The sequence below is a fragment of the Nocardia sp. NPDC059240 genome (assembly GCF_042753865.1).
GTDB lineage: Bacteria > Actinomycetota > Actinomycetes > Mycobacteriales > Mycobacteriaceae > Nocardia.
On the sequence record NZ_JBHZAC010000013.1, the window covers coordinates 88,519 to 114,755 of the forward strand.

The 26,237-nt window shown below is 67.9% G+C and carries 22 protein-coding genes and 1 riboswitch; of the genes, 11 read left to right on the plus strand and 11 right to left on the minus strand.

Going from position 1 to position 26,237, the window contains the following annotated elements:
- Positions 1-101: 101 nt before the first annotated feature.
- Both ACFXHA_RS36870 and ACFXHA_RS36875 read left to right on the plus strand, forming a co-directional pair.
- Positions 102-650, plus strand: coding sequence for a GtrA family protein (locus ACFXHA_RS36870; RefSeq protein ID WP_379364550.1), 549 nt, complete (start codon positions 102-104; stop codon positions 648-650).
- A 275-nt stretch (positions 651-925) separates the two neighbouring features.
- Positions 926-1,924 carry a hypothetical protein gene (locus ACFXHA_RS36875; protein WP_379364552.1) on the plus strand — a complete coding sequence of 333 codons (999 nt, stop codon included), beginning with the start codon at positions 926-928 and terminating at the stop codon, positions 1,922-1,924.
- A 53-nt stretch (positions 1,925-1,977) separates the two neighbouring features.
- On the opposite strand, the gene coaD is transcribed toward ACFXHA_RS36875, so the two are convergent.
- Complete coding sequence (gene coaD, locus ACFXHA_RS36880) at positions 1,978-2,463, minus strand: pantetheine-phosphate adenylyltransferase (protein WP_379364554.1); 486 nt, start codon at positions 2,461-2,463, stop codon at positions 1,978-1,980.
- Between the two features lie 267 nt (positions 2,464-2,730).
- On the opposite strand from coaD, the gene ACFXHA_RS36885 reads away from it, so the two are divergent.
- On the plus strand, positions 2,731-3,879 hold the full coding sequence (locus tag ACFXHA_RS36885; protein ID WP_379364556.1) for an alkaline phosphatase family protein: 1,149 nt from the start codon (positions 2,731-2,733) through the stop codon (positions 3,877-3,879).
- 65 nt (positions 3,880-3,944) lie between these two features.
- Here ACFXHA_RS36885 and ACFXHA_RS36890 read toward each other — a convergent pair whose 3' ends face one another.
- From ACFXHA_RS36890 to ACFXHA_RS36905, 4 genes are all read right to left on the minus strand, one after another.
- Positions 3,945-5,132, minus strand: coding sequence for a sigma-70 family RNA polymerase sigma factor (locus ACFXHA_RS36890; protein ID WP_379364558.1), 1,188 nt, complete (start codon positions 5,130-5,132; stop codon positions 3,945-3,947).
- A 12-nt stretch (positions 5,133-5,144) separates the two neighbouring features.
- Positions 5,145-5,885, minus strand: coding sequence for an SDR family oxidoreductase (locus ACFXHA_RS36895; protein ID WP_379364560.1), 741 nt, complete (start codon positions 5,883-5,885; stop codon positions 5,145-5,147).
- A gap of 71 nt (positions 5,886-5,956) precedes the next feature.
- Complete coding sequence (rsmD, locus tag ACFXHA_RS36900; protein WP_379364562.1) at positions 5,957-6,514, minus strand: 16S rRNA (guanine(966)-N(2))-methyltransferase RsmD; 558 nt, start codon at positions 6,512-6,514, stop codon at positions 5,957-5,959.
- The gene (locus tag ACFXHA_RS36905) at positions 6,511-9,915 is read right to left on the minus strand and encodes a pyruvate carboxylase (RefSeq protein WP_379364563.1); all 3,405 of its coding nucleotides are present in this window, start codon (positions 9,913-9,915) and stop codon (positions 6,511-6,513) included. Before ACFXHA_RS36905 ends, rsmD begins: the two co-directional genes overlap by 4 nt.
- A gap of 391 nt (positions 9,916-10,306) precedes the next feature.
- Between ACFXHA_RS36905 and ACFXHA_RS36910 the strand changes: the two genes are divergently transcribed.
- From ACFXHA_RS36910 to metE, 6 genes are all read left to right on the plus strand, one after another.
- Positions 10,307-11,503, plus strand: coding sequence for a hypothetical protein (locus ACFXHA_RS36910; RefSeq protein ID WP_379364564.1), 1,197 nt, complete (start codon positions 10,307-10,309; stop codon positions 11,501-11,503).
- Between the two features lie 3 nt (positions 11,504-11,506).
- Positions 11,507-12,769 carry a hypothetical protein gene (locus tag ACFXHA_RS36915; protein ID WP_379364565.1) on the plus strand — a complete coding sequence of 421 codons (1,263 nt, stop codon included), beginning with the start codon at positions 11,507-11,509 and terminating at the stop codon, positions 12,767-12,769.
- 6 nt (positions 12,770-12,775) lie between these two features.
- Positions 12,776-13,969, plus strand: coding sequence for a hypothetical protein (locus ACFXHA_RS36920; RefSeq protein ID WP_379364567.1), 1,194 nt, complete (start codon positions 12,776-12,778; stop codon positions 13,967-13,969).
- Positions 13,970-13,993: 24 nt separating this feature from the next.
- Positions 13,994-15,526, plus strand: coding sequence for a serine/threonine-protein kinase (locus ACFXHA_RS36925; RefSeq protein WP_379364569.1), 1,533 nt, complete (start codon positions 13,994-13,996; stop codon positions 15,524-15,526).
- A gap of 119 nt (positions 15,527-15,645) precedes the next feature.
- Complete coding sequence (locus ACFXHA_RS36930) at positions 15,646-16,626, plus strand: SDR family NAD(P)-dependent oxidoreductase (RefSeq protein WP_379364571.1); 981 nt, start codon at positions 15,646-15,648, stop codon at positions 16,624-16,626.
- Positions 16,591-16,795: riboswitch (cobalamin riboswitch) on the plus strand. (Overlaps the previous gene by 36 nt.)
- A 141-nt stretch (positions 16,796-16,936) precedes the next feature.
- Positions 16,937-19,198, plus strand: a complete 2,262-nt coding sequence (gene metE, locus ACFXHA_RS36935) for a 5-methyltetrahydropteroyltriglutamate--homocysteine S-methyltransferase (protein ID WP_379364573.1) — start codon at positions 16,937-16,939, stop codon at positions 19,196-19,198.
- 3 nt (positions 19,199-19,201) lie between these two features.
- Here metE and ACFXHA_RS36940 read toward each other — a convergent pair whose 3' ends face one another.
- Positions 19,202-19,393: a DUF397 domain-containing protein gene (locus tag ACFXHA_RS36940; RefSeq protein WP_379364575.1), complete on the minus strand. Its 192-nt coding sequence runs from the start codon at positions 19,391-19,393 to the stop codon at positions 19,202-19,204.
- Positions 19,383-20,294 carry a helix-turn-helix domain-containing protein gene (locus ACFXHA_RS36945; RefSeq protein WP_379364577.1) on the minus strand — a complete coding sequence of 304 codons (912 nt, stop codon included), beginning with the start codon at positions 20,292-20,294 and terminating at the stop codon, positions 19,383-19,385. Before ACFXHA_RS36945 ends, ACFXHA_RS36940 begins: the two co-directional genes overlap by 11 nt.
- Before the next feature lie 404 nt (positions 20,295-20,698).
- Between ACFXHA_RS36945 and ACFXHA_RS36950 the strand changes: the two genes are divergently transcribed.
- Positions 20,699-21,355: a GNAT family N-acetyltransferase gene (locus ACFXHA_RS36950; RefSeq protein ID WP_379364831.1), complete on the plus strand. Its 657-nt coding sequence runs from the start codon at positions 20,699-20,701 to the stop codon at positions 21,353-21,355.
- Here the strand turns inward: ACFXHA_RS36950 and ACFXHA_RS36955 are convergent.
- From ACFXHA_RS36955 to ACFXHA_RS36965, 3 genes are read right to left on the minus strand one after another with little or no spacing between them, the layout of a single operon-like run.
- On the minus strand, positions 21,341-22,471 hold the full coding sequence (locus ACFXHA_RS36955) for a bifunctional 2-methylcitrate synthase/citrate synthase (RefSeq protein WP_379364578.1): 1,131 nt from the start codon (positions 22,469-22,471) through the stop codon (positions 21,341-21,343). The genes ACFXHA_RS36950 and ACFXHA_RS36955 overlap by 15 nt on opposite strands.
- Positions 22,472-22,476: 5 nt before the next feature.
- On the minus strand, positions 22,477-23,385 hold the full coding sequence (gene prpB / locus ACFXHA_RS36960) for a methylisocitrate lyase (RefSeq protein ID WP_379364579.1): 909 nt from the start codon (positions 23,383-23,385) through the stop codon (positions 22,477-22,479).
- Entirely contained in the window at positions 23,382-24,893 is a 1,512-nt protein-coding gene (locus ACFXHA_RS36965) for an MmgE/PrpD family protein (protein ID WP_379364581.1), read from the minus strand. Before ACFXHA_RS36965 ends, prpB begins: the two co-directional genes overlap by 4 nt.
- Before the next feature lie 110 nt (positions 24,894-25,003).
- Here ACFXHA_RS36965 and ACFXHA_RS36970 point away from each other — a divergent pair, with 110 nt between their 5' ends.
- Positions 25,004-25,174, plus strand: a complete 171-nt coding sequence (locus tag ACFXHA_RS36970; protein ID WP_379364583.1) for a DUF1737 domain-containing protein — start codon at positions 25,004-25,006, stop codon at positions 25,172-25,174.
- Positions 25,175-25,314: 140 nt separating this feature from the next.
- On the opposite strand, the gene ACFXHA_RS36975 is transcribed toward ACFXHA_RS36970, so the two are convergent.
- Positions 25,315-26,223, minus strand: coding sequence for a helix-turn-helix domain-containing protein (locus ACFXHA_RS36975; protein WP_379364584.1), 909 nt, complete (start codon positions 26,221-26,223; stop codon positions 25,315-25,317).
- Positions 26,224-26,237: the final 14 nt, after the last annotated feature.

Sequence of the window (26,237 nt, forward strand, 5' to 3'; positions counted from 1 at the left end):
TAGCTCCACTTGGGTTACCGTTGAAGGGCAAGACAGTGCCCGCCCAATGGCGGTGGCCCGGAAGCACTCCCGGACCGCCCGGTCGGCATAGCAGCGTTCGGATGGGGAAGACCATGGCTGTCCACGAGCTCCCGGAGCGGGCGACGTTGCCCGGTGCCGGGCTGGTGAACACCTATGCCTATGGGACCGAAGCCCTCACCCAGGGCGCGGTGGACCTGCACGCCTCGGGCGTCCGGGGACTGGCCCGGTTGGGTGTGTGGCTGCGCGGTGACGCGGTCTTCGCGCAATTGATTCGTTTCGCCTTGGTCGGCGGCCTCAGCAATGTCGGCTACGTCCTGTTGTTCCTCGCGCTCTACGGCGGCGGCCCGCAACTGGCGAACCTGGCCGGGTCCATCGTCAGCACCGCGCTGGCCAATGAGATGCACCGGCGGCTCACCTTCCAGGCGGCCGACCGCGTGCGCTGGTACACAGCGCAATTGGAGGGCGGCGCACTGGCCCTGGCCGGCCTGGCCATCACCTCGGGCTGCCTCGCCATCCTCGAAGTCACCGCGCCGGGCATGAGCGACATCACCGAAGCCCTCGCCGTGCTGGCGATCACCGCCGCCGTCGGCACCATGCGCTTCCTGACCCTCCGCCTCTGGGTCTTCTGACCTACCCCACCCCGAACCTCGCACGCTCACCGGAATGAATTCCGGCACGCCGTGCGAGGTTTCGGCGTGTCCGCACCCGAGTCGGAACCCCGATCGAGCCGGCGACGTCCAAGAAAGCATCCGATCGACGAAAGGGGTTCCGAAATGGACCGTTGGCGCGGATGCCTTGGCGGACGGCGAGATACAGCCACCCCACGCCCCCAACACCCACCCACCCGAGCCTGCGGATCCTGCATCCGTCCCCGCCACCCGCGCCCACCCCACCGGGAGGGCGAATGACCACGGACGAAGCGGTGACCGTGGACAGGGCGGCAGGAGTTGGGCGGCGTTGTGAGGCAACGAGATCGCGACGGGCGCTGCCCGAGGGGCGTGGTGCGCGGCCGGGGCCGGGGCGGCGGGGAGCCCGAGACTCGCACGGGCAGGCGGGCGCGACCGGGCTGGATCGGCGAGAGCAGCATCGGCGGCTGATTTTGGATGTGGTGCCGGAGATGGCGGCAGGAACCGTGGTGAGCCATCAGTCGGCGGCGGTGTTGTTCGGGACCGGACTGTGGCGCGCGCCCTTGGAGCGAGTGTGTGTCACGCGGAATCGCCGGGGCGGCGGGCGGGTGCGGCCGTCCACGAAAATTCATGGGTCGCCGGTGGATTCGGCGGTGGAGGTGGACGGGCTGCTCGTCACCACGCCGGCGCGGACCATCGTCGATCTGGCGCTGGCGTTGCCGTTGGAGGTGGCCGTGGTGGCGGGTGACGCGCTGGCCGGGGCCTTCGGGCTGACCCCAGCCGATCTTGCCGAGGAACTCGGGCTGGCCAAGGGTCGCTATGGGATCAGCAAGGCCAAGCAGGTGATCGGGATGCTGGACGGGCGCAGTCAGAGCATCGGGGAATCATTGAGCCGCCTCATGATTCACCGACACGGACTGCCGCAGCCAGGATCGCAGGGCAATGTGTTCACGCCCGACGGCCGGTTCGTGGCGCGCGTCGACTTCTATTACGAGGCCGCCGGCGTGGTGTGCGAATTCGACGGCCCGACCGCTTACGGCCGCCTACTGCGACCGGGACAGGACCTCGCTACCACCGTCGCCCGCGAACGCACCCGTGAAACCTACTTGCGCACCTTGGGTTTCGAGGTGATTCGCTGGACCTGGGACGAGCTGGTGCGAGGCAATCCGGCGCAGCGGCTGCGGGCTGCGTTGAGCGCGGAGCGATCCCGCCCCGCAGGGCACATCGAACCGGCCGTCGCCCCCGAACCTCGGCGTCTGCCGACTCGGGCGCTATGACCCGCCGACGGACGTTCGCGGGGCCGTAAGGGGTTGCGGCCCCGCGGATGACGTCAGCTCTTGCGTTCGGCGATGCGGGCCAGCAGGCGCTTGTGGACGACCGCGGGCACGAAGTCGGTGATGTCACCGCCGTAGGAGGCGACTTCCTTGACCAGGGAGCTGGAGACGTAGCTGTAGGTGGGATTGGTGGCGATGAAGTAGGTGTCGACGCCGGTGAGTTTGCGGTTCATCTGGGCCATTTGGAACTCGTAACTGAAATCGGTGAAGTCGCGCAGCCCCTTCACCATTGCGGTGATGCCCTGCTGCTTGGCGAAATCGACGAGCAGCCCGCGCCAGGATTCCACGCGCACATTGGGAAGGTGCGCGGTCAACTCCCGGATCAGTTCCATGCGTTCTTCGACGGTGAACATGCCCTGCTTGTTGGGATTCACCACGACGGTTACCACTACCTCGTCGAATTGCTCAGCGGCGCGCGCTATCACATCGAGGTGTCCATTGGTCACCGGGTCGAACGACCCCGGGCACAGTGCTCCAGCCATGGTCGCACGCTACCCTATGGGGTAGGGGCGATTTTCGACCGGCCAATTCGGACAATTCAGTCATGCCTGGTCAGCTATGGATTTGCAACCCTGCAACTGCTCGCCCAACGTTCGCCAAATCACTCACCCAGTTCGCGTACTGTTCGGTTTGCTCCCGTTGATCGTTTGAGAAGCCAATTGCGAAGCTGCATCGGCAATCTCGCTCGATCAGGAAGTACACATATGGCAACGGCATCGTTGGGTCGGAAGATCGCAGTCTCTGTGGCTGTGACCGTGAGCGCGTTCGGCGGCCTGGTGGGCGCGACCGCGTCCGCCGACCCGGGCGGCCACGGGTCAGCACCCGAGCACATTTTTTACGTGATGATGGAAAACCAAGGCGACGAGGACATCCTCGGCAACACCGCCGACGCGCCGTTCATCAACGACTTGGCCAACAAGTACGGCGTCTCCACCGGCTTCCACGGCGTGACGCACCCGTCGCTGCCGAACTACCTGTCCATGTTCTCGGGCGACTTCCAGGGCATCTGGGACGACTGCAAGGCCGGCGCCGACTCCAAGTGCGCCCCCGAGGAATTCGTCCCGAACTCCGGTGACGGCACCTCGACCGCGTCGCTGACCCCCGCGCAGGTCACCTCCGCGACCAACCAGGCGCACATGTTCGGCGGCAAGAACCTGGTCGACCAGCTCGAGGCCAAGGACAAGTCCTGGAAGGCCTACATGGGCGGCATGCCCTCGGCCGGCTTCGAGGGCGAGTTCGCGCCGGGCGTCGTCAACGGCACCCTGGTGAAGCTGTACGCCCAGAAGCACAACCCGTTCATGTACTTCTCGGACATCAACACCCCGGGAAACAAGCGTCTGCAGAACATCGTTCCGTTCGAGAACAACTTCGACGCCGACCTGAAGAGCGGCCACGTGCCGGCCTTCACCTGGATCAGCCCTGACCAGTGCTCGGACATGCACGGCATCTCGCACGACGCCGCCGCGCTGATCAACAAGCCGACCTGCGAGGAGCCGGCCACCGGCGTCGCGCACGGCCCGATCCACCTGGGTGACGACTACCTCAAGGACACCGTCACCAAGATCATGAACTCGGAGACCTGGAAGCACTCGCGTTCCAGCATCGTGATCTCCTGGGACGAGAACGACTACTCGGGCTTCTCCGGCGGCCCGGGCAGCCCGGTCGGCGCGAACAATGTCGTGCTCGGTGGCGGCGACGCCCCGCTCCTGGTGATCAACTCCGACAACGATCACAAGAAGGAAAAGAACAAGAAGGACAACGACCACAAGACCTCGACCGAGGTCTCCGACCACTACTCGACGCTGTCGGCGATCGAGGAGATGTGGCACCTCGGCTGCCTGGCCAACACCTGCAAGCACAAGGCTCCGGAGTCCTTCCGGGACCTGTTCGAAGACTGACGTTTTCGACATTCTCGACCGTTGCCCGCCGTGTCACACACGGCGGGCAACGCCGCGTTCCGACGTCAGCTCTCGATCGTGATCTCGAAGCCGAAGGCCGCGACCAAGCTCGGGTCGTTGAACGAGGTGATGCGGGCGATGCGGCCGCCGATCAGGGTCAGCACCTGAATTCCGTACGCGCCGTAGCGATCTCCGTCCAGATGCTTGTAGGCGACCACGGCGGGCTGACCGTTGGCGCGGGTCGGGCGCAGCAGCCACAGGCGCGGGCGCACGACGCGGGACATGAGGAAGCCGTGCACCGCCGCGCGACCGGTGAACCATGTTGGGATGGGCGGCATTTCCATTTCGACGTCGGCGCGCAGCAGGGCCAGCAGGGCGGCGTGGTCGGCGCGGGTGAACGCGTCGACGTAGTCGTCGAGCAGGCGGCGCTGCCCGGATTCGTCGGGTTCGGCCAGATCCTCTTGCACCGGACCTGATTCGGTCAGGCGCGCGCGGGCGCGCCGCAGCGCGCTGTCCACGGCGATCGTGGTGGTGTCGAGCATGGTGGCGACCTCCGCCGAGCGGAAGGCCAGCACGTCGCGCAGGGTGAGCACGGCGCGCTGGCGAGCGGGCAGAAGTTGCAGTGCCGCAATGAAAGCCAGCCGGATTCCATTGCGCCCGGCCACGATCGCGGCCGGGTCGCCGAAGAGCAGGCTGTCGGGCGCGGGTTGCAGCCACGGCACGCTGGTTTCCCGCGCCGCGACCGCCACCCGATGATCGTCCTCCGGTGCGCCCAGCCCCGACGGCAGCGGCCGCCGCGCCCGCCCTTCGAGAGCCGTCAGACACGCCATGGTCGCAATCTTGTACAACCAATTCCGCAGCGAGGACCGCCCTTCGAACCCCCCGATCCCCCGCCATGCGCGCAAATACGTCTCCTGCACCAGATCCTCGGCATCCTGCACCGACCCAAGCATCCGATAGCAGTGCGCAAGCAATTCCGGCCTGAATCGCTCGGTGAGAGCAGAGAATTCACGCTCGCTGGGCACCGCGGCGGCGCTCACCCCGAGTTCGGGGGTTCCTGCGTCCTCGGCAGCCGATCCGACATCCGACGATGCGGCTGCGATCGAGGACTGCGCAGTGTCGGAAGATACTGCGAGACCTGGGAATGCCGCGCTACTGGGAAATGGCGCGGTGTCCGGGGATGTTGCGGGGTCGATGGGCGAGCCGGAATTTCGGGGCATGGCCGCTGCTCTCAGGGGTGCGGGGATTTTCATGGTGGCGGCCCCTCAGCCGAGCTGTTGCAGTCCGGCGCCGCTCACCAAGTATTCCGCAGCGCTGTCGGGGTCTCCGGCGAGTTCGACCACTGCCTTGCCGACCTGTTCGGGCGTGAGGACCGGGCCCATTCCGGCGATGTAGGTTTCCACGTCTTTGCCCTCGCGGGCTGCGTATGCGGCGACCGCGTCTGCCCCGAGCCCGGTGGTCGGGGTGAGTCGTGGGAGCAGTGCCACGAATCGGATGTCGAGGGCGGCTCGGTCGGATTCCACGGCGGCGTAGGACCGGATGAATCGGATGGTTGATTTGGCTCCGGCGTATCCGCCGCTGAGCGGTGACCCGTTCAGGGCGGCTCCGCTCGACAGGGCGATCACTGTGCTGCCCGGTGCCAGCGGCTCCCGCAATGCGGCTCCCACCCATACGAACGCGTGTTTGGTGTCGACGCTCCAGTTGCGGCTGAAGGTTTCCCAGGTCTGTTCGTGGATGGGGGCGGCGTGCGGCGATGCGCCGGCATTGAGTACCAGCAATCTGGGCTGGTAGACCCGGATCACCTTCTCCGCGACCGCTTCGTCGGTGGCGTCCGCGACCACGGCCACGAATGCGTCGCCGAGTTCGTCGCGCACTTCTCCCAGCGCTTGCTCGTCGCGCGCCACCCCGATCACCCGCATGCCCGCGCCGACGAGGGCGGCGGCGATCCCCCGCCCGAATCCGCGGCTCGCCCCGGTGACGACTGCTGTCTGTACCGATTCCGACATCACGCACTCCCAACTCCGGTCTGTTCCTGTCAGGTATTCAGACCGGCGGGAGTCGGGAAATCCGTCGGCGGTCAGCCTTCGAATTCGGCGAGGTCGATTCGGGTTTCGCCGTAGTCGCGGGACTTCAGGGCCGTGTAGCCCTTGGGCCAGGTGATTTCCGGGGAGCGGATGGAGCGTTCGACGACGATGAGGGCTTCCTCGTGAAGCCAGCCGTTGTCGGCCAATGCCTGCAGGTCGGCTTCGACGTCGGCGACCTCGAGGGCGTACGGCGGGTCGGTGAAGACCAGGTCGTAGCGTTCCGAGGGCGAGGCGGACAGGACCGCGCTGACCGAGTTCTGCCGTAGTTCCGCGCCCGGCAGGCCGAGGTCGCCGATATTGCCGCGGATGATCGCGGCGGCTTTGCGGTCGGATTCGATGAGCAGGGCGTGGGATGCGCCGCGCGACAGGGCTTCCAGGGCGAGCGCGCCGGAGCCCGCGTAGAGGTCGAGGACGTGCAGGCCGTCGAAGTCCATGCGGGCGTGCAGCAGTGAGAACAGCGCCTCACGCACCCGGTCGGAGGTGGGGCGGGTGCCCGCCGGGGGGACGCGTAGTCGGCGTCCCCCGGCGGTGCCCGCCACGATCCGGGTCATTCGGCGGCGGCCTCGTTGAGGTTGACGTCGACCAGCAGGTCGCCGCCTTCCACCTGCTGCACCTTGGCGATGGCCACCCGCCGCACGATGCCCGCGCGCGGCGCGGTGATGGCGGCCTCCATCTTCATGGCCTCGATGGTGCCGACGGTGTCTCCGGCGGTGACCGAATCCCCTTCGGAGACAGCGAGGGTCACGACTCCGGCGAACGGCGCGGCGATGTGCCCGGCATTGGTGCGGTCGGCCTTCTCGGCGGCCGGGACCTCGCTGGAGATGGACCGGTCGCGCACCGAGACGGGCCGCAACTGCCCGTTGAGGATGCACATGACGGTGCGCATGCCGCGCTCGTCGGGCTCGGAGATGGCTTCCAGGCCGATGAGCAGGGTGACGCCCTTGTCGAGTTGGACGCGGTGTTCCTCGTCGTGGCGCAGGCCGTAGAAGAACTGGTTGGCCGAGAGCCCGGTGGTGTCGCCGAACTTCTCACGGTGGGCGAGGAATTCGGCGGTGGGCCCGGGGAACAGTAGCCGGTTGAGGGTGGCGCGCCGCTCGTCGGAGGTGCCGGACAGTCCGGCCTCGTCGGCGGCGGTGAGCTGGGTTTCCGGCTTGGCGGGGCCGCGGCCTTCCAGCGCCCGGCTGCGGAACGGTTCGGGCCAGCCGCCGGCCGGGGTGCCGAGTTCGCCACGCAGGAAGCCGATCACGGAGTCCGGGATGTCGTAGCGGGCCGGGTCGTTGGCGAAGTCCTCGACGTCGACGCCGGTGCCGACGAGTGCGAGCGCGAGGTCGCCGACCACCTTGGAGGACGGGGTGACCTTGACCAGGCGGCCCAGCAGCCGGTCGGCGGCCGCGTACTTGGCCTCGACCTGTTCGAACTGGTCGCCGAGTCCGAGCGCGATGGCCTGCTGGCGCAGGTTGGAGAGCTGCCCGCCCGGAATCTCGTGGTGGTAGACGCGTCCGGTCGGGCCCGGCAGTCCGGACTCGAAGGGCGCGTACACCTTTCGCAGCGACTCCCAGTACGGCTCGAGGTCGCACACGTTCTGCAGGTTCAGCCCGGTGTCGTAGGGCGAATTAGCCGCTGCCGCAACGATGGCCGACAAGGCAGGCTGAGAAGTGGTGCCCGCCATGGGCGCCGACGCCCCGTCGACCGCGTCCGCCCCGGCCTGCCAGGCCGACAGGTAGGTGGCCAGCTGGCCGCCCGGGGTGTCGTGGGTGTGCACGTGCACGGGCAGGTCGAATTCCCGGCGCAGCGCGCTGACCAGGGTCGCGGCGGCGGGTGCGCGCAGCAGTCCGGCCATGTCCTTGATGCCGATGATGTGCGCCCCGGCCTCGACGATCTGCTCGGCGAGCTTGAGGTAGTAGTCGAGGGTGTAGAGGTCCTCGTTCGGGTTGGACAGGTCGCCGGTGTAGGACAGAGCGACTTCGGCCAGGGCCGTACCGGTTTCGCGGACGGCGTCGATGGCCGGGCGCATCTGGTCGACGTTGTTGAGCGCGTCGAAGATGCGGAAGATATCGATGCCGGTGGCGGTGGCCTCGGAAACGAAAGCGCGCGTGACCTTCTCGGGGTACGGCGTGTAGCCGACGGTGTTGCGCCCGCGCAACAGCATCTGCAGGTTGATGTTCGGCACGGCCTCGCGCAGCGCGGCGAGTCGCTCCCACGGGTCCTCGTAGAGGAACCGCAGCGCGACGTCATAGGTTGCGCCGCCCCAGCATTCGATGGACAGCAGTTCCGGCGTCAACCGCGCCACGTGCCCGGCGACGTCGAGCAGGCCGTTGGTCCGCACCCGGGTGGCCAGCAGCGACTGGTGCGCGTCACGGAAGGTGGTGTCGGTGACCGCCACTCCCTCGCGGTTGCGCAGCCACTGCGCGAACCCTTCGGGCCCGAGTTCCAGCAGCCGCTGCCGGGTGCCGGGCGGCGGCGGGACGGTCAGGTCGAGGGCGGGCAGCTTGTCGTGCGGGTACAGCTTGGTCGGGCGCGAGCCGTGCGGCTTGTTCACGGTCACGTCGGCCAGGTAGTTCAGGATCTTGGTGCCGCGGTCGGCCGAGCTCTTGAGCGTCAGCAGCTGCGGCCGCTCGTCGATGAACGAGGTGGTGACCCGTCCCGCGCGGAAGTCCGGATCGTCCAGCACCGCCATCAGGAACGGGATGTTGGTCGTCACGCCACGGATGCGGAATTCGGCGACCGCACGCCGGGCACGCGCCACGGCGGTGTCGAAATCCCGTCCGCGGCAGGTGAGTTTGACCAGCATGGAGTCGAAGTAGGCCCCGACCTCCGCGCCGACGTTGGCGCCGCCGTCGAGGCGCACGCCCGCGCCGCCGGGCGAGCGGTAGCCGGTGATGCGGCCGGTGTCGGGCCGGAAGCCGTTGGCCGGGTCCTCGGTGGTGATGCGGCATTGCAGGGCCGCGCCGCGAATCTGGATCTTGTCCTGGCTCAGGCCGAGATCCGCGAGGCTCTCCCCCGCCGCGATGCGCAGCTGCGACTGCACGAGGTCGACGTCGGTGATCTCCTCGGTCACCGTGTGCTCCACCTGGATTCGCGGATTCATCTCGATGAACACGTGGTTGCCGCGCTCGTCGAGCAGGAATTCCACGGTGCCCGCGCAGGAGTACCCGATCTGGCGGGCGAAGGCGACCGCGTCCGCGCAGATGCGTTCGCGCAGCGCGGGATCCAGGTTGGGGGCGGGCGCGAGCTCGATCACCTTCTGGTGGCGGCGCTGCAGCGAGCAGTCGCGCTCGAAGAGGTGGATGACATTGCCGTGCTGGTCGGCGAGGATCTGCACCTCGATGTGGCGCGGGTTGATCACCGCCTGCTCGAGGAACACGGTCGCGTCGCCGAACGCGGATTCGGCCTCGCGCGCGGCGGCCTCGATGGATTCGCGCAGCTGCGCGGGATCGGCGACCCGGCGCATGCCGCGACCGCCACCGCCCGCGACGGCCTTCACGAAGACCGGGAACTCCATGTCCTCGGCGGCGGCCACGAGGAAGTCCACATCGGCGGACGGTTCGCTCGACCGCAGCACCGGCAGCCCGGCGGCCTTGGCGGCGGCGATGGCGCGCGCCTTGTTACCGGTCAGTTCGAGGACGTGGGCCGAGGGGCCGATGAAGGTGATGCCCTCGCGGGCGCAGGCGGCGGCCAGGTCCGGGTTCTCCGACAGGAAGCCGTAACCGGGGTAGACGGCGTCCGCGCCGGCGGTCTGGGCGGCCTTGATGATCTCCTCGATCGACAGGTACGCCCGTACCGGGTGGCCGGGGGTACCGATCTGGTACGCCTCGTCGGCCTTGAGCCGGTGCACGGAGTTGCGGTCCTCGTACGGGAAAACCGCCACGGTTCCGATGCCGAGTTCGTAGGCCGCGCGGAAGGCGCGAATGGCGATCTCGCCGCGGTTGGCGACCAGGACTTTGGAGAACATGGAAAGAAGGTACCTGCCCTCGGACACGGATCGGGCATCGAAGTCCCGTTCGCAGCAATCTTCACAGTCCCGGCTCGCCGATTGCGAATTTGTGTTAATCACCGTGATACATGCCTGCCGGTGAGGGTTGCGCTCCGCCGACCACCGAATTCGCCGCCTTGCTAAGGAAATGGCCTCCGCTACGGCGCGCGGGCACGATCGCGCACCGATACGCGGCCGCGTCCGGATCGCCGTCCGATCGTGTCCGACACCACAGCACCGACACACCGAGCGGACCGTGCCCCCGCCGCCACCCGAACCATCGCGGACCGCGAGCAGGTCCCAGCACCGCTATTCGTTCGGGTACGAGAAGGCTTGGGGCGCGGTACAATCCGGCGCGAGGAGGGGGTCGTTGAGATCGATCGCGTCGCGAACGCTGCTGCCGGTGATCCTGGCGCTCGTGCTCGCCGCCGGAACGGGCTGCGCCATCAGCATTTCCGGCACTCCCGTGCGGCAGCAGACCGATCCGGCGAGTCTGCAGGTCGGCAACTATCAGACGGTGCCGCGGGTGCTGGGAAACGCCAAGACCGACAAGCAGTCCCGGGTGCGCGAATCACAGCGGCTCTCGGACTATGTGGCGCTGCCGTTCGAGGCCGACCACGACTACACCTACGAGTGCTCGAATGATGTTCACCCGCACCTGGTCACCAATCACAAGGGTCTGGGCGACATCCTGATCAACGACACCTTCGACGAGGTCGCCCACGATCTGCGCGGCGGCTGGATCAATACCTGGTGCACGGGTGCGGAATCCGACGAGCAGCATCGCGAGCTCAGCATCGCGGTCCTGGAGCTGCCGGATGCGGGCCGGGCGGCGGCGGTCGGTCCGGCCCTCGAGCACGACGACTTCACCTACAACGCCGACAACCATCCGGTCACGCTGTCGAAATACCCTGACAGCCGGGCGCATTGGCGGCCGAATGTGGCATCGCTGGGTTCCTGGACGGTGCACGACCGCTATGTGGTGTTCATCAAGATCGTCGATGAACTGTCCGCACCGAACCTGCCGGATCTGACGGCCCGCACCGAGCGGATGCTGGATGTGGCGCTGCCGCTGCTGGACAAGTTCGCGCCGACACCCGCCGACGAGTTCGCGCACCTGCCGCTGGATCCGGACGGCATCCTGGGCCGGACCCTGCCGACCAATCCCGAGGAGACCCTGCGCCCGGACCCGGACGGGGCCTACACCGGCCGTGGCGCGCTGCAGAGCCTCAGCGACGCCGACCTCGATTTCCTGACCGTCGGCGATGTGGATCTGGTCGGCTACGGGGATGCGATCGTGGTGCACAGCCGGACCGGCTCGGCGGCGGAAGCCCTGTGGCAGCGCTGGAATCCGGCCACCGGCAAACCCGACACGCAGCAGAACCTCGCACCGCCGCCGGATTTCCCGGGTGATGTCGGGTGCTTCGCGATCCTGGCGCGCGGGCAGGTCGTCTTCAACCAGTGCACCTTTCACGTGGACCGGTACAACGTGCAGGTGGGGGCGCGCAATGTGCTGGAGCTGTATCAGAAGACCTCCGCACAGTATGTGCTGGTGACGAGTAGGTGAGCGGTGCGGAGAATTCGTGAATCCCGGCGACTGCGTGCCGGTTTGCTGGTGCTCGCGGCGACGGCGGCGGCGCTGACCCTGCTCATCGTGTGGGCGGCCGCCCCGATCGCGGGGCATGCGCGGCCGGGGATGACCGCGCCGGACTGGTCGAAACTCGTGGTGGGCCCGTACCCGTCGGGCCCGACCGACTACAACCCGCTCTACAGTGCGGCAACCGACGCGTACCGCATCGAATCCCGGCGGATGCTCACCTATCTGGTCAGCCCCGACGAGATCGACCCGGACATCACCACCCTGGGCGAGGCCCGCACACTGGACACCTCCGACGGCAATTTCGGTGATCCCGACGACTTCATCGGCAAGAACGCGCCGTTCCCGAAGAACTGGCAGCCGGTCGCGGTGGCGAACCGGTTGATCGCGGGCGCGTACATCTGGCGCACCAACAACAGCGTCCGGGCCCGCAAGCAGATCACGCTGGCGCTGCTGCGATTTCCGACCGAGCAGGCGGCGCGGGCGGCCGCGAACGGGTTCGCCGACACGCTGGTCACGCCCGCGTCGCATGCGATCCCGCTCGACGGTGTGGATGCGCGAGCCTCGGCGGTCACCGATGACCGCGGGCAGTTGTTCGCGGCGCACGGCGTGTATGTGATCGTCACGCACGTGGTGATCCCGCAGGCCGATACCACCGCGCTCGCGGCCCGCTTGAAGGAGGTGCTGCAGGCGCAGCTGACCCGGATGACGGACCTGAAACCGACTCCGTTGGAGGACATCCCGGATCTGGCGGCCGATCCGGACGGGCTGCTGCGGCTGACCCTGCCCAACAAGTTCGACGCCTCCGACGAGGATCACGACTCCTGGGGTTCCGCGCAGGGCGGGCTCTACAGTCCCGCCGGGGCGCTGCATTTCGAACGGGATGTGGTCGCGGTCCGCAAGGCCTTCGACGCGGCCGGGGTGGATGTGGTCGCCCGCAATGCCGCCACCGTCTATCGCACCCGGGATCTGGCGGCGGCGTTCGGATTACAGGCGGCCCTGACGCGGCCGGGTCGCGACGACGATCTGCTGGCGAATCCGCCGGGCCTGGTGGATGCCTCCTGCCTGCAGCTGGACGAGCCGGAACCGATTCGCCGGCACATCTTTCTCTGCGCGGTCGTGGTCGGCCGGTACGTCGCGGTGATCGGCGCGCAGGCGGAGTTCAGCGGCGCGGAGCCGTCGTCGTTCCCGCAGCGGGTGGCGGCGCAGTATTCGATGCTGGCCAAGAGCGGATAGCGTGCCATGAGCCTCCCCCGAGCGAGATCAGTGTGCAGCCGGATCCTGGTGCTGGCGTGCGTGATCGGTCTGACCGCGTGCGGGTCGGGCGACCATCCGCCCGCCGCGCGGGCACCCAAGGTGGCGATCGTCGATGTGGCCCAACTGGATCCGGGCAATTATCCGGTGGTGCCCCGGGAGATCACCGGTCAGCAGCCGGACATCACCGTCGGAGATCTGCTGCAGGAGTCGATCCGGATGGCCGAACATCTGCCGCTGGCAATGGATGTCGACGATCGGCTGGTGTACGGCCACGGCGGGAACGCCGTCACCCCGGACTATCCGGTGCTGGGCGTCGACAAGTTCACCGACTGGACGCCGGGCCTGATCGCCGGTTGGCAGACCGGCGGACGGCACCGTCAGGATGTGACGCTGGGGTTGGGGCTGGATCTCACGGTGCTGCGTTTCGCCAAGCCGGAGCAGGCCGTCTCGGCCGCGAATCACCTGGTGGGAGACCAGAATCCGCAGTATCCGGACAAGGGGCCGGTGACTGTGCCGGGCTATCCGGCCGCGAAGTCCCGGCTCACCAACCTGGATTCGGTGAAAACGTTTGTCACACAGGGCAATTACCTCTACTGGGTCTATGCCTCCGACCCGCTCACCGTGCCCGACGGTCCCGGGTCGCTGATCGACGCGACGAAGAAGCTGCTGGATCGGGCGATCGATTCGATGAAGGACTTCCAGCCCACGCCGATCGACCAGCTCGCCGGGCTCGCCACCGATCCCGAGGATCTGCTCAGCCGCACGCTGGCACCGGGTCAGGGCCAGATCTGGGCGATCGAGGGACTGTATACGCCGCACGCGGCATTGAGCACCGATGATCGCCCGGCCGCCACCAAGGCCGCATTCGACAGTGCCGGAGTCGATCTGGTGGCGCATGCCTTGAGCGGGGTGTACCGCGCCCGCGATGCCGCGGCCGCACAGCGCCTCACCGGAGCTTTCGTCGATGAACTGCTCGACCGCTACAAACCCATCGACCCGCCGCCGGGCCTCCCCACCGCCCGCTGCCTACAGGCCAAGGACGATGACGCGCTGGGCGGCAAATACCTCTGCTACCTGCCCTACGACCGGTATATGGCCGAGGTGACCGCCGATCAGTCCCAGGATCTGCGCCAACGACTTTCGGCACAGTACGAGCTCCTGGCCTATGGTCACATCTGACAATCGACAGTCGGAGGGGACAGCATGCCGTTGCGGCCCGGCACCATTGTGGGCGGCTACCGGGTGATCCGGGTGCTCGGCAGCGGCGGGATGGGCACCGTGTACCTGGTGCAGGATCCGATGTTCCCGCGGCGGCTCGATGCCTTGAAGGTGCTCAGCGCGGATCTTTCGCACGATGAGGTGTATCGCAACCGGTTCGAGCGGGAGGCGAATCTCTCGGCGGAACTGGATCATCCGAATATCGTCACCGTCTACGCGCGCGGCGAGGAGGACGGGCGGCTGTGGATCGCCATGCGGTATGTGCCGGGCACCGACGCCTCGGTCGAGCTGAAGCAGCATCCCGGTGGCCTGCTCCCGCAGCGGGCGCTGCGCATCATCACCGACGTCGGTAAGGCCCTCGATTACGCGCATCGGCGCGGGCTGCTGCACCGGGACGTGAAGCCCGCCAACTTCCTGCTCACCCGCGACGAGGACGATCCCGAGCACGGCGAGGAACGGGCGCTGCTCACCGATTTCGGGGTGGCGACCTCGATCGCGGACAACCGTGAACTGACTTCCGGTGACAGCCTGATGGCGACGCTGGCCTATGCCGCGCCGGAGCGGCTGGTGGCGGGGCCGCTGGATCATCGGGGCGATATCTACAGTCTCGGTTGCGCTTTCGTGAAACTGCTCACCGGTCGGACGCCGTTCCCGGTGACCTCGCTGGCCCAGGCGACGCTCGGGCATCTGCAGGACCCGCCGCCCGCCCTGAGCACCCTGCGCCCCGGCCTGCCGCCCGCGCTGGATGCCGTGATCGCCAAGGTGCTGGCGAAGGATCCGGCGCAGCGCTACGCCACCTGCCGAGAATTCACCGCCGACGCGGCGCTGGCGCTGGCGGGCGGATCGCCGGCGACCGGACCGCAGCCGTTGCAGAGCCGATTGCCGTTCGGCCCAGCGGTTCTCGCGGACGAGCCGCCGACCGAGCTGGTCAACCGCGCGCCCGACCGCTCACGGTCCACCCGAGTGTTGCGAGTAGTCCTCGGTGCGGCAGTGGTGGTGCTGCTGGCCGTTTCGGGCGTGGCCGTCTTCGTCGCCACCCACCACTCGAATACCGGCGGTCCGGCCGCCGTCACGACCACCCCGGTCGATTCCCTGTCCCAGGTCCGCTCGGCCCACCCGGCCTTCCAGACCAAGACCGTCGTGGTCTTCAACCTCGGCGACGGCACCCTGTCCGCCGATCTCGACACCAGCGATCAGGGAAAGTTTCTGCAGGACATCGGCTTCCACTACAGCACCGACTACCGGGCCAAGGCCGACGAAGCCTCACCCCGCCAACTCTCCCCCACCGACGCCCTGGTGCCCGACGTGGACGTGGTCGTTGTCGTCCGCACCGACAAACAGGCGGGCAACGGCGGCCTGCGCGGTCTCCCCGGCAGCTTCCTGTCCTCCTCGCTCACGCACGCCCGCCTCGTCATCGTCGACGATCCGTCCACGGCCCACGCCTTCCAAACCTGGACTGCCACTTCCCCCGACACCTTGGTCCAACGCGTCGTCCCGTCGATCGTCAAGGTGCTTTGAACGGCCGTTCGCGGATTCTTACGCGCTTTTGCCGAAGCGCTGCCGTCGCCTTGTCGATCGCCGCACAGGATCGATAGCAGATCCGGGAGGGCCGGACGGCAGGACGGAAGGAGTCGGTCATGCGGGGTTTGCGAGTCGGCGGCAGGTTTTCGGCGCGGTACCGGCTGAGTGACGGGCGGGGGCACGGGCTGCCGGTCGAGGTGGCGAAGTATTGGGAGGGCCGCCACGTCGTGGTGACCGGCGGCAGCAGCGGGATCGGGCTCGAGGTGACGCGGATGGCGTTGGCGGCGGGTGCGCTGGTGAGCGTGATCGCGCTCGAAGACGCTGCGCTGGCGGCGCTTTCGGCCCGGGTGCCGGAGGAGTCGGGCCGGTTGGCGGCGATCGCCGCCGATGTGACCCGGCCCGAGGACATGCGGGTGGCCCTGCAGCGCGCCCGCGCACAATACGGCCGGGTGCAGGCGGTGATCGTGTGCGCCGGGATCGCCAAGCCAAACTACTTCTCGCGGCTCGAGATCGCCGACTTCGAAAAGCATATGGCGGTCAACTATTTCGGGGCGTTGCATGTGATCCGCGACGTGCTGCCCGATCTGCGGGAAGGGGAGCGTGACAGCATCACCGTCATCTCGTCGATGGCCGGCGTGCTGCCCTGTTTCGGGTACGGCGCGTACAGCCCCAGCAAGTTCGCGGTGCGGGCGCTGTGCGAGGTGCTGCGCCAGGAACTGCGGCCCGCCGGGGTGTCGGTGACGGTGGTGCTGCCACCGGATGTCGATACGCCGCAGCTCTCGGCGGAGGCCGCCACCAAACCGGCGGAACTGGTGGCGCTCAGCGGTTCCGCGCCGATCGCCGCGACCACGGTCGCCCGTGCGTTGATGATCGGGGCGGCCCGGGGCCGCGCCACCGTGGTGCCGTCGCGCAGTGCCCGGCTGCTGCGCTGGCTGGCCGGTGCCGCCCCGCGCCTGATGGCCCGGGTGATGGACGCGATCATCGCCGGTGCGCAGCGCCGCGCTATGCTCGCGAACGCAGTCGGTTCGCCGGGCGCATCGGTCGAGGCTCGGTCTCGGCTCGCGTCCTGCGTCGAAACCGGTTCTTCCGCAAGGTGAATCGGTGAGAGGGAATCCGGTGAGAATCCGGAACTGTCCCGCAGCGGTATGCAGGAACGACCGCCGTCATGAGCACTGGGCGCAGGCCCGGGAAGCGACGGCCAGTAGGTCGGCCCATCGGGGCCGGTGCCTGTGAGTCCGAAGACCTGCCTACTGTGCCGGGTACGCCGTATCCGGCGGTCATCGCCTCGTGGACTGGGCGGACGGGCCGGTGGTTTCCCGCTGCCGTGACAACGGCGGTTGTGGGCTGCCCGGGTTTCGTGCGCTCTTGTGGCGACGGCCAGTGGACTCGGAGCACTGGAGAATACCCGTGACCAGCAATTCCCCCTTCACCGCGACGGTGCTCGGCCTGCCCAGGATCGGGCCGCGCCGGGAACTCAAACAGGCCGTCGAATCCTATTGGGCGGGCCGGATCGACGCCGACGCGCTGCACGCCGTCGGGCGTGAACTCCGCGCGGCGCAACTGCGCGATGTGGTCGCCGCCGGACTCGACTCGGTGCCGGTGGGCACCTTCTCCTACTACGACCAGATGCTCGACACCGCAGCCCTGTTCGGCGCGCTGCCGCCCCGGGTGGCCGGGATCGCCGATCCGCTGGACCGGTATTTCGCGGCGGCGCGCGGGACGGCGGAGGTCGAACCGCTGGAGATGACCAAATGGTTCGACACCAACTACCACTATCTGGTTCCCGAACTGGGCCCGGACACGGAATTCAGTCTGCACCCGGAGAAGCTGCTCGGGGAGCTGGCCGAGGCCCAGGCGCTCGGGGTGCCGGCACGGCCGGTGGTGATCGGCCCGCTCACCTTCCTGAAGCTGGCCAAGGATACCGAGGGCAATGCGCTGCGCCGCTTGAGTGATCTGCTGCCACTGTATCGGGAGCTGTTGCGGCGCTTGGCGGCAGCGGGCGCGGCGTGGGTGCAGATCGACGAGCCGGTGCTGGTGACCGACCTCTCGGAGGTGGAACTGGCGCTGGTGCAGCACGTGTACGCGGAGCTGTCGGCGGGCACGGATCGTCCGGCCCTGCTGGTGGCCACCTACTTCGGTCGGCCGGGTGCGGCGCTGCCGATGCTGGCCGCCACCGATATCGAGGGCGTGGCCTTGGATTTCACGTCCGGCACCACCGTCGAGGACGTGACCTCGGTGCCCGCGCTGGCCGCCAAGCTGGTGGTCGCGGGGGTCGTCGACGGCCGCAATGTGTGGCGCAACGATCCGGATCGGGCGCTCGCCACGCTGGGCACCCTGCTGGGCGGCACCGGGGCGCTGGTGGTGTCGAGCTCCAGTTCGCTACTGCACGTGCCGTATTCGCTCGACGCCGAGTCGGCACTGGATCCGACAGTGCGATCCTGGCTGGCCTTCGGCGCGGAAAAAGTGGCCGAGGTACGGCTGCTCGCCACCGCCCTGCACTCCGGGCCCGACGCGGTCACCGACGAATTGACCACCGCGCGTGCGGCACTGGACTCGCGTCGCACGGATTCACGCCTGCGTGACGACACCGTCCGAGCCCGCCTGGCCGCCCTCGGACCCGAGGCTACCCGCCGCGCGCCCGCCGCGGAACGCCGTGCGCTGCAACACGAACGCCTCCCCCTGCCCCCGCTGCCGACCACCACCATCGGCTCCTACCCGCAAACCGACGCCATCCGCCGCGACCGCACCGCCCTGCGCAAGGGAACCATCAGCCCCGAGCAGTACCGCGACCGCATGCGCACCGAGATCGCGGAAGTCATTGCCCTGCAGGAGAAGCTGGGTCTCGATGTGCTCGTCCACGGTGAGCCGGAACGCAATGACATGGTCCAATACTTCGCCGAACAGCTCACCGGCTTCCTCACCACCGCCAACGGCTGGGTCCAGTCCTACGGCAGCCGCTGCGTCCGCCCGCCCATCCTCTACGGCGACGTCACCCGCCCCGCACCGATGACGGTCGACTGGATCACCTACGCCCAAGCCCTGACCGACAAACCGGTCAAGGGCATGCTCACCGGCCCCGTCACCATCCTGGCCTGGTCCTTCGTCCGCGACGACCAGCCCCTCGCCACCACCGCCGACCAAGTGGCCCTGGCCATCCGCGACGAAACCGTCGACCTGCAAGCAGCGGGCATCCGCATCATCCAGGTCGACGAGCCCGCCCTCCGCGAACTCCTCCCCCTGCGCGCCACCGCCAAGGCCGACTACCTGGCCTGGTCGGTCACCGCCTTCCGCCTCTCCACCTCAGGAGTCTCCGACGCCACCCAAATCCACACCCACCTCTGCTACTCCGAATTCGGCGAGGTAATCGACGCCATCGCCGCCCTGGACGCGGACGTCACCTCCATCGAAGCCGCCCGCTCCCACATGGAAGTCCTCGACGACCTCAACGCCGCAGGCTTCTCCCTGGGCGTGGGCCCCGGCGTCTACGACATCCACTCCCCCCGAGTCCCTTCCACCCGCGAAATCACCGAATCCCTCCGCGAGGCCCTGAAAGCCGTCCCCGCAGACCGCCTCTGGGTCAACCCCGACTGCGGCCTGAAGACCCGAGGCCCCGCCGAAGTCGAAGCCTCCCTCCACAACATGGTCCAGGCAGCCCAAGCCCTCCGCTGACCGTCAGGAACCAGACACTCCTGCGATGAACACATCCCACTCGCCAGGCGCGAAGCTCAACGCCGGGCCAGTGGGATTCTTCGAGTCCCGCACAGCGATCCGACCACCGTCGAGGTGTGCGACTTCGACGCAGTCGGATCCACCCTGACTGTGGCTTGATTTGAACCAGCGGGCCGGGGATAGGTCAGCGTTCACTCTCGTATCTCCTTGCTATCTCACGCAGCAGGTCGCGACTCGAGCGAGGGTCCAAGCTCGATTCCTGAAGTTTCCGAAACGCGTGTCTGAACGTGCGGATGTCCGTGCGCTTTTCGAGATACGCGCTGCCGGCATAGCCCTCGCAGTAGACCTGCGACGGGTCCAGCACCTTCTTGCCCGGGGCGACGTGGTCGAAGTCCATGATCGTGAACGGTGGCAGCGCCGCTCCGAGGGGGAAGCCCGCACGGAAAGGCAGCACACGGATGTCGATGTTCTCGCGAGTGCTGAGATCCGCTACGTGCCTGCACTGTGCCGACATCAGCTTATTGTCCCCCACAACGGTTCTCAGCACATTCTCGTGCAACACCACCGACACACAGGCCGCCTGGTGAGTGCGAGTGAGGATGTGCTGCCGCTGAATACGAACCCGCACACGCCTTTCGAGTTCGTCGACGGTTTCGTCCGGAAAGTAGATCCGGTCGAGCGCCCGCGTGTAGTCGGCCGTCTGAAACAGGCCGTGTATGATCAAGGATTGGAAGATCGTCAAAGTCGTTGCTGTGGACTCCAACCCGACATACAAGTTGGCCCACGCAGGGATCAGATCACCGTAGGCGTGCCACCACGACTTCGCGGGAACTTGTTCGGCCAGCCCTCGCGCCACAGCCGAGGTGTTCCGGTCCACGCCATACGCCTCACAGAGCGCCAGAATGTCGGTGACTCTGATCTTCTCGGTCTCACCCCGTTCGAGGCGGCTCAAGGTCGGCCTGCTCCACTGCACCAAAGCGGCGGCCCGCTCCAGATTCATCCCGGTCGCCGAGCGCGCCTCCCGTAGCAGCCTGCCGAGCTGCCGACGCGGCAACGTGGTCTCCGTATCCTCCGACTCCCTCTCAGCCATTCGCATGCCCTCTCATCAGGTCAACGAACTTCTCTCACCCCAGGAGAGAAGGTATGCCTCGAATGAGATGCACCCTGGGCGTTCTCGCCATTTCCGCAGATTCTCTGCGCGTGCCGCGCGACTGCGCGCGTGTGTCGCACCGTTCCCCCATGACCTGGATCAACGACTTCTGCGAAAACTCCCACGTCGACGACCCCCGCCGAGCCGAGGGCATCCTGAAGATCCACGCCCCCTGCACTCCCCCCTGCCCCCGAGCCCGCGCCGCCGCCGAATGCCTTGCCCGCCAGCCTCGCCCACCCTCGCGGTGCTGACCAAGATCAGGGTGTACTCAGCGCGGAATTTTGTCCCGTTCACCGCGCTGAGTACACCCTGATCTTGAAAGCTCGGGTGATGATGGCGGCGTGACGTTGATGAGGTATTGGCCGGTGGCGGGGTTGCGGGTGCGGACGCCGCGGTTGGAGTTGCGGATGCCCGACTTGGAGGATCTCGGGGCGCTCGGGGCGTTGGCTGCGGCGGGGGTGCATAGCCCGGATGTGCAGCCTTTCACCGCGGAGTGGACGGATGTGGAGCCTGCGGAGCGGGCGCGGCGGGTGTTGCGGTTTCACTGGCAGTGCTGGGCGGACTGGCAGCCCGAGGAGTGGTCGCTGAATCTTGTTGTGCTGCACGATGGGGAGTTGGTTGGGACACAGTCACTCGGCGCGACGAACTTCGCGGTGTGCGCGGAGGTGAATACCGGGTCCTGGCTCGGCTTGGCTCATCACGGGCAGGGCATCGGGACGGAGATGCGGGCTGCGGTGCTGGAGTTGGCATTCGCGCACCTCGGGGCGGAGTCGGCGACTTCGGGGGCGTTCGAGGACAACGTCGGCTCGTATGGGGTCTCACGCAAACTCGGGTACGAGCAGGACGGCATCGCGCTGCACGCGATCAGGGGTAAGGCGGCGGTGATCCGGCGGCTGCGGCTCAGCCGCGCACGGTGGGAAACCCATCGGAGTGTGCCGGTCGAGGTGACCGGGCTGCCGGAATGCCTGCCCCTGTTCGGGATCCGGCCGCCGTCAGGCGGCGCCTAGGCGGCGTGGGGGGACGCCGACGTACTCCGACAACGGGCGGATGAGGGCGTTGGATTCGGATTGTTCGAGGATGTGGGCGGTCCAGCCGGTGATTCGGGACATGACGAAGATGGGGGTGAACATGTCGATGTCGAAGCCGAGGAGGTAGTAGGCGGGGCCGGTGGGGAAGTCGAGATTGGGTTTGATGCCGGTGGATTCGAGCATGGCGGATTCGAGTTCGGTGTACATCGAGAGCCATTGGGTGCCGTGGGTGACGGCGGCGATGTCGGTGAGGGCGGCCTTCATGGTGGGGACTCGGGAGTCGCCGTCCTTGTAGACGCGGTGGCCGAAGCCCATCACCTTCTCCTTGCGGGAGAGGCGCTCCCGCAGCCACTTTCGTGCTTGGTCGGGTTCGCCGATCTCGAGCATGTCGTGCATGACGGCCTCGTTCGCGCCGCCGTGCAGGCGGCCCTTCAGCGCGCCGATGGCGGCGGTGACCGCGCTGTACATGTCGGATTCGGTGGAGGTGACGACGCGGGCGGCGAAGGTGGAGGCGTTGAAACTGTGCTCGGCGTAGAGGATCAGGGAGATCTCGAAGGCGCGGACCAGGCGCGGGTCCAGGTGCGGGGCGGTGGCGGATTCGCCGAAGCACATGTGCAGGAAGTTCTCCGCGAAGCCGCGCGACGGGTCGGGCGGGATGGGGTCCAGGCCGCGGCGGCGGCGCAGGTCGGCGGCGATCACGGTGGGGAGGACGGCGGTCAGGCGTAACGCCTTGGCCAGCAGGTCATCCCGGCCGGTGCCTCGATCCTCCAAGGGGTCCTCCGCGCCGAGGTAGCTGACCACGGTGCGCACCACGTCCATCGGGTGGCAGGTTTCAGGGAGGCGGGCGATGAGCGACAGCAGTGAGCGGTCCGCGCGGCGCAGGGCCCGCTCACGTTCGCACAGGGTTCGCAGTTCGACGGGATCGGGGAGTTCGCCGTACCAGAGCAGATGCGCGACCTCTTCGAAACCGCACTGCCGGGCCAGATCCTGCACGGCGTAGCCGCGATAGGTGAGGGTGCTGGTCTCGGGCACCACCTTGGAAATGGCGGTGGTATCGACCACCACGCCGGCCAGGCCCTTCTTGATCTCGGTCATGGGAATCACTCGCTCACGGTGTAAGTGAAGATATCGGTGTCGAAGGCGTTGTAGCCGCGGTAGTTCAGCAGTTCGTAGAGCCGCGACCGATGCTGCATACGGTCCAGCAGCCCGGATTGGGTTCCGGTGGCGGCAATTTCGCGCAGCCCGGTCTCGATGGCGTACATGGCCAGGCGCAGGGTGGTGACGGGGTAGATGACGGCGTTGTAGCCCAGCGACTCCAGCTGCCCGGCCGACAGCAGCTCGGACTTGCCGAACTCGGTCATATTCGCCAGCAGCGGGATATCCACGGCGGCACGGAATTTCGCGAACTCCCCGGCATCAGCGAGGGCTTCGACGAAGATCAGGTCCGCGCCCGCGTCGGCGTACGCCTTGGCCCGGTCGACGGCCGCGTCGAGTCCTTCGACGCCCCGGGCGTCGGTGCGGGCGCAGACCACGAACCCGGGGTCGCGGCGGGCGGCCACCGCTGCTCGAACCCGGCGCACCATGTCTTCGACCGGGACCAGCGTCTTGCCGTCCAAATGGCCGCAGCGCTTGGGATTCACCTGGTCTTCGAGATGACATCCGGCCAGCCCGGCCTCCTCCAGCAGCGTCACCGTGCGGGCGGCGTTCATCGGCTCACCGAACCCGGTATCGGCGTCGATCAGCACGGGCAGGTCGGTCACCCGTGCGATCTGCCGGCCCCGTTCGACCACCTCGCTCAGCGTGGTCAGTCCGATGTCCGCCAGCCCGAGCTCGGCCGACACCACCGCGCCGGACACGTACACGCCCTCGAACCCGACGTCCTGAACAAGCTTGGCCACCAAGGGATTCAAGGCACCGGGCCACCGCTGAATCCGTCCACTCGCCAAGCCGGCGCGCAATGCGGCCCGCTTGTCCCCCGGCGTCGCCGCTGCGACCATGAGCCCGGTCATCGGAAGATCCCCTCTCGGGTGGCCGGAGCGCGGTTCAGCAACTCCGGGCTGACGGTGAAGGTCAGCCGGTCCAGCTCACCCGCCTGCAACTCCGGCGTGCGCTGCGCGACGTCCAGGAATCGTTCCTGCTCCGCGGGTTCCAGCACACCGTCGGTCAGTGTGCGGAACTTCTCGAGGTATTGGGCGCGACCGAACGGCCTGGCCCCCAATGGATGCGCGTCCGCGACGGCCAGCTCGTCGACGATGGTCTCGCCGCTGCGCAGTGTCACCTCGGCACGGCAGCCGAACGCTTTCTCCGCAGGGTCGGTGGAGTGATAGCGGCGAGTCCACTCCGGATCCTCGACCGTGGTGATCCGCTGCCACAGTTCGACCGTGTCGGCGCGGCGCGCCCGTTCGGGCGCATACGAGCGCTCGTGATGCCAGCCGCCGTCCTGCAACGCGACCGCGAAGATATAAGGAACGGAGTGGTCGAGAGTCTCGCGGCTCGCCGTCGGGTCGTACTTCTGCGGATCACCCGAGCCGCTGCCGATCACCACATGCGTGTGATGACTGGTGTGCAGCACGATCGACGCGATCTGCCCGAGATCGCCGATGCGCGAACGCATCCGCCGCGCCAGGTCGATCGGGGCCTGGCTCTGATACTCGGCCGAGTGCTCCTTGGTGTAGCTGTCCAGGATCGCCCGCTTGGCCTCCCCCGGGCCGGGCAGCGGCACCTGATACTCCACGTCGAATCCGCCCAGCAGCCGGGCGATCACCCCGTCGGCCCCCTCCCAGATCGGCGCCGGCGCACCCTCCCCGCGCATGGCCCGATCCACCGCCTCGATGGCGGCCTTCCCCGCGAAGGCCGGCGCGAACGCCTTCCAACTGGAGATCTCTCCCTTACGCGACTGCCGCGTCGCGGTGGTGGTGTGCAGTGCCTGCCCGACAGCCTGATAGATCGTCTCGGCGTCCAGCCCGAGCAGCGTCCCGATCCCCGCCGCGGCCGACGGTCCCAGGTGCGCGACATGATCGATCTTGTGCTCGTGCAGGCAGATTCCCCGCACCAGATCGATCTGAATCTCGTACCCCGTCGCCAGCCCGCGAATCAACTCCAAGCCACTGCGCCCGGCATGCTGGGCCACCGCCAGAATCGGCGGAATATTGTCCCCCGGATGCGAGTACTCGGCAGCCAGGAAGGTGTCGTGGAAGTCCAACTCCCGCACCGCCACCCCATTGGCCCACGCCGCCCACTCCGGTGAGAACCGCTGCACCTCGGGCAATCCGAAGACCGTCGCCCCCGGCGAATACGGATGCGCCTGCGCCTGCCGCCGCGCGGTGGTCACCGACCGCCGCAACACCGAAGCCGCCGCCACCGCGGCATTGTCGATGATCCGATTGACGATCATCTCGGTGACTTCGGCCGACACCTCGACCGGGTCGACCGCCACCTCGGCGATCCGCAGGGCCAAATGCTCGGAACGCGGGAACTCCTCCGCCGAGGAGCGTGCGCGAACGGGATACGTCTTCATACCTCCGCACGCTACGCACGCCACCGACCTCGAAAAACAGCTCGCAGCAGCGAAGTTCGGCGAGCGAATCCGCCCGGATCCGCGAACCCCGCGAACCCTAGGCTGGCACCATGACCGATCCCGCGCCCCTGCGCTACCGCCTGATCACCGGCCCCGACGACGCGACCTTCTGCCAGCGCATCAGCGCCCTCCTGGACGAGGGCTACCGCCTGCACGGCTCACCCGCCGTCACCTTCAACGGCACATCGGTTATTGCCGCACAGGCGCTGGTCTGGGAGTAGGACTGACCGGCTCAGCGACGGGCCGATGGGAGTCGACGTCGTCACCGACGTAGCCCGCGGCGGCCGGCGGCGACGCTGGGAATGAGGGCGCTCGGGGCGGATGATGAGGATAAACCCAGCGTCGGCTGACAGCGGAGTGCTCAGAAGGGGCGGGGGCGGTGGACGTCTACGCCTGCGCCCAGGCGACGGGCGGCTTCCGCGAGTTCGGTGAGGTAGTGGTGGCGTTCTGGGCGGGTGACGTCCTCGCGGAGAGGGCCGATCTGTAACTCCATGACCGCGTGGCCGCCCGCGTCGAAAACAGGTGCGCTGATATAGCTGATGGGCAGGCTGACATTGCGGTCGAGGGTGCGCTGGTCGTAGGCACTGCCGCCGATGGCGGCCAGCTGGGCCAGCACGCGACCGCGCAATTCCTTGCTGGCGGGCTGATCGGCGAGGTGGTCGGCGACCTCGGACAGCACGCGCAGGTTGGGGAGGCTGTCGGATTCGAGCTTCCAGACGCAATGGCCGGTGGCGCGCAGCGCGGCCAGCACGGCACGGTATTCATCGCGGCGTTCGGGGCCGCGGGTCTCGAGCCAATCCTGTTGGCGGGCAGTGCCCCAGTGCGCGATGATCGCCGCCCCGGCGGGGGCCAGCAACGGGATACGCGCACCGGATTCGATGCCGACGGTGTAGCGGTCGCGGGTCACCGCCAGGAATTCCACGTGATCGAGGGTGATGGTGGTCAGCGCCGCACCGCAGTCGACCCGGTCGGCCAGGTGTTCCAATTCCCGTTCCAGCCAAGCATGGTCGTCATCGGCCTCGGCCGCGCGCCGGCCCAGGGTGGCGATCGCGGGGCCGAGTTCGTAACTGAGATCGGGCAGCCGCCGCACCCAGCCGCGTTCGGTGAGCGCGGCCAGGATCGCGCCCGCCGTGGACCGGTTCAACTCCAGCCGATCCGCGATCTCGGCCGACGTCCGCGGCCCGGAGGCGGCGGCCAGTAACTCCACGATCGCGATGACCCGTTGCGTCGGCGGCGAGCTCGGAACCGACCTGGTCTTGCCAGCGGGCACGCGGGTCTCCTAGC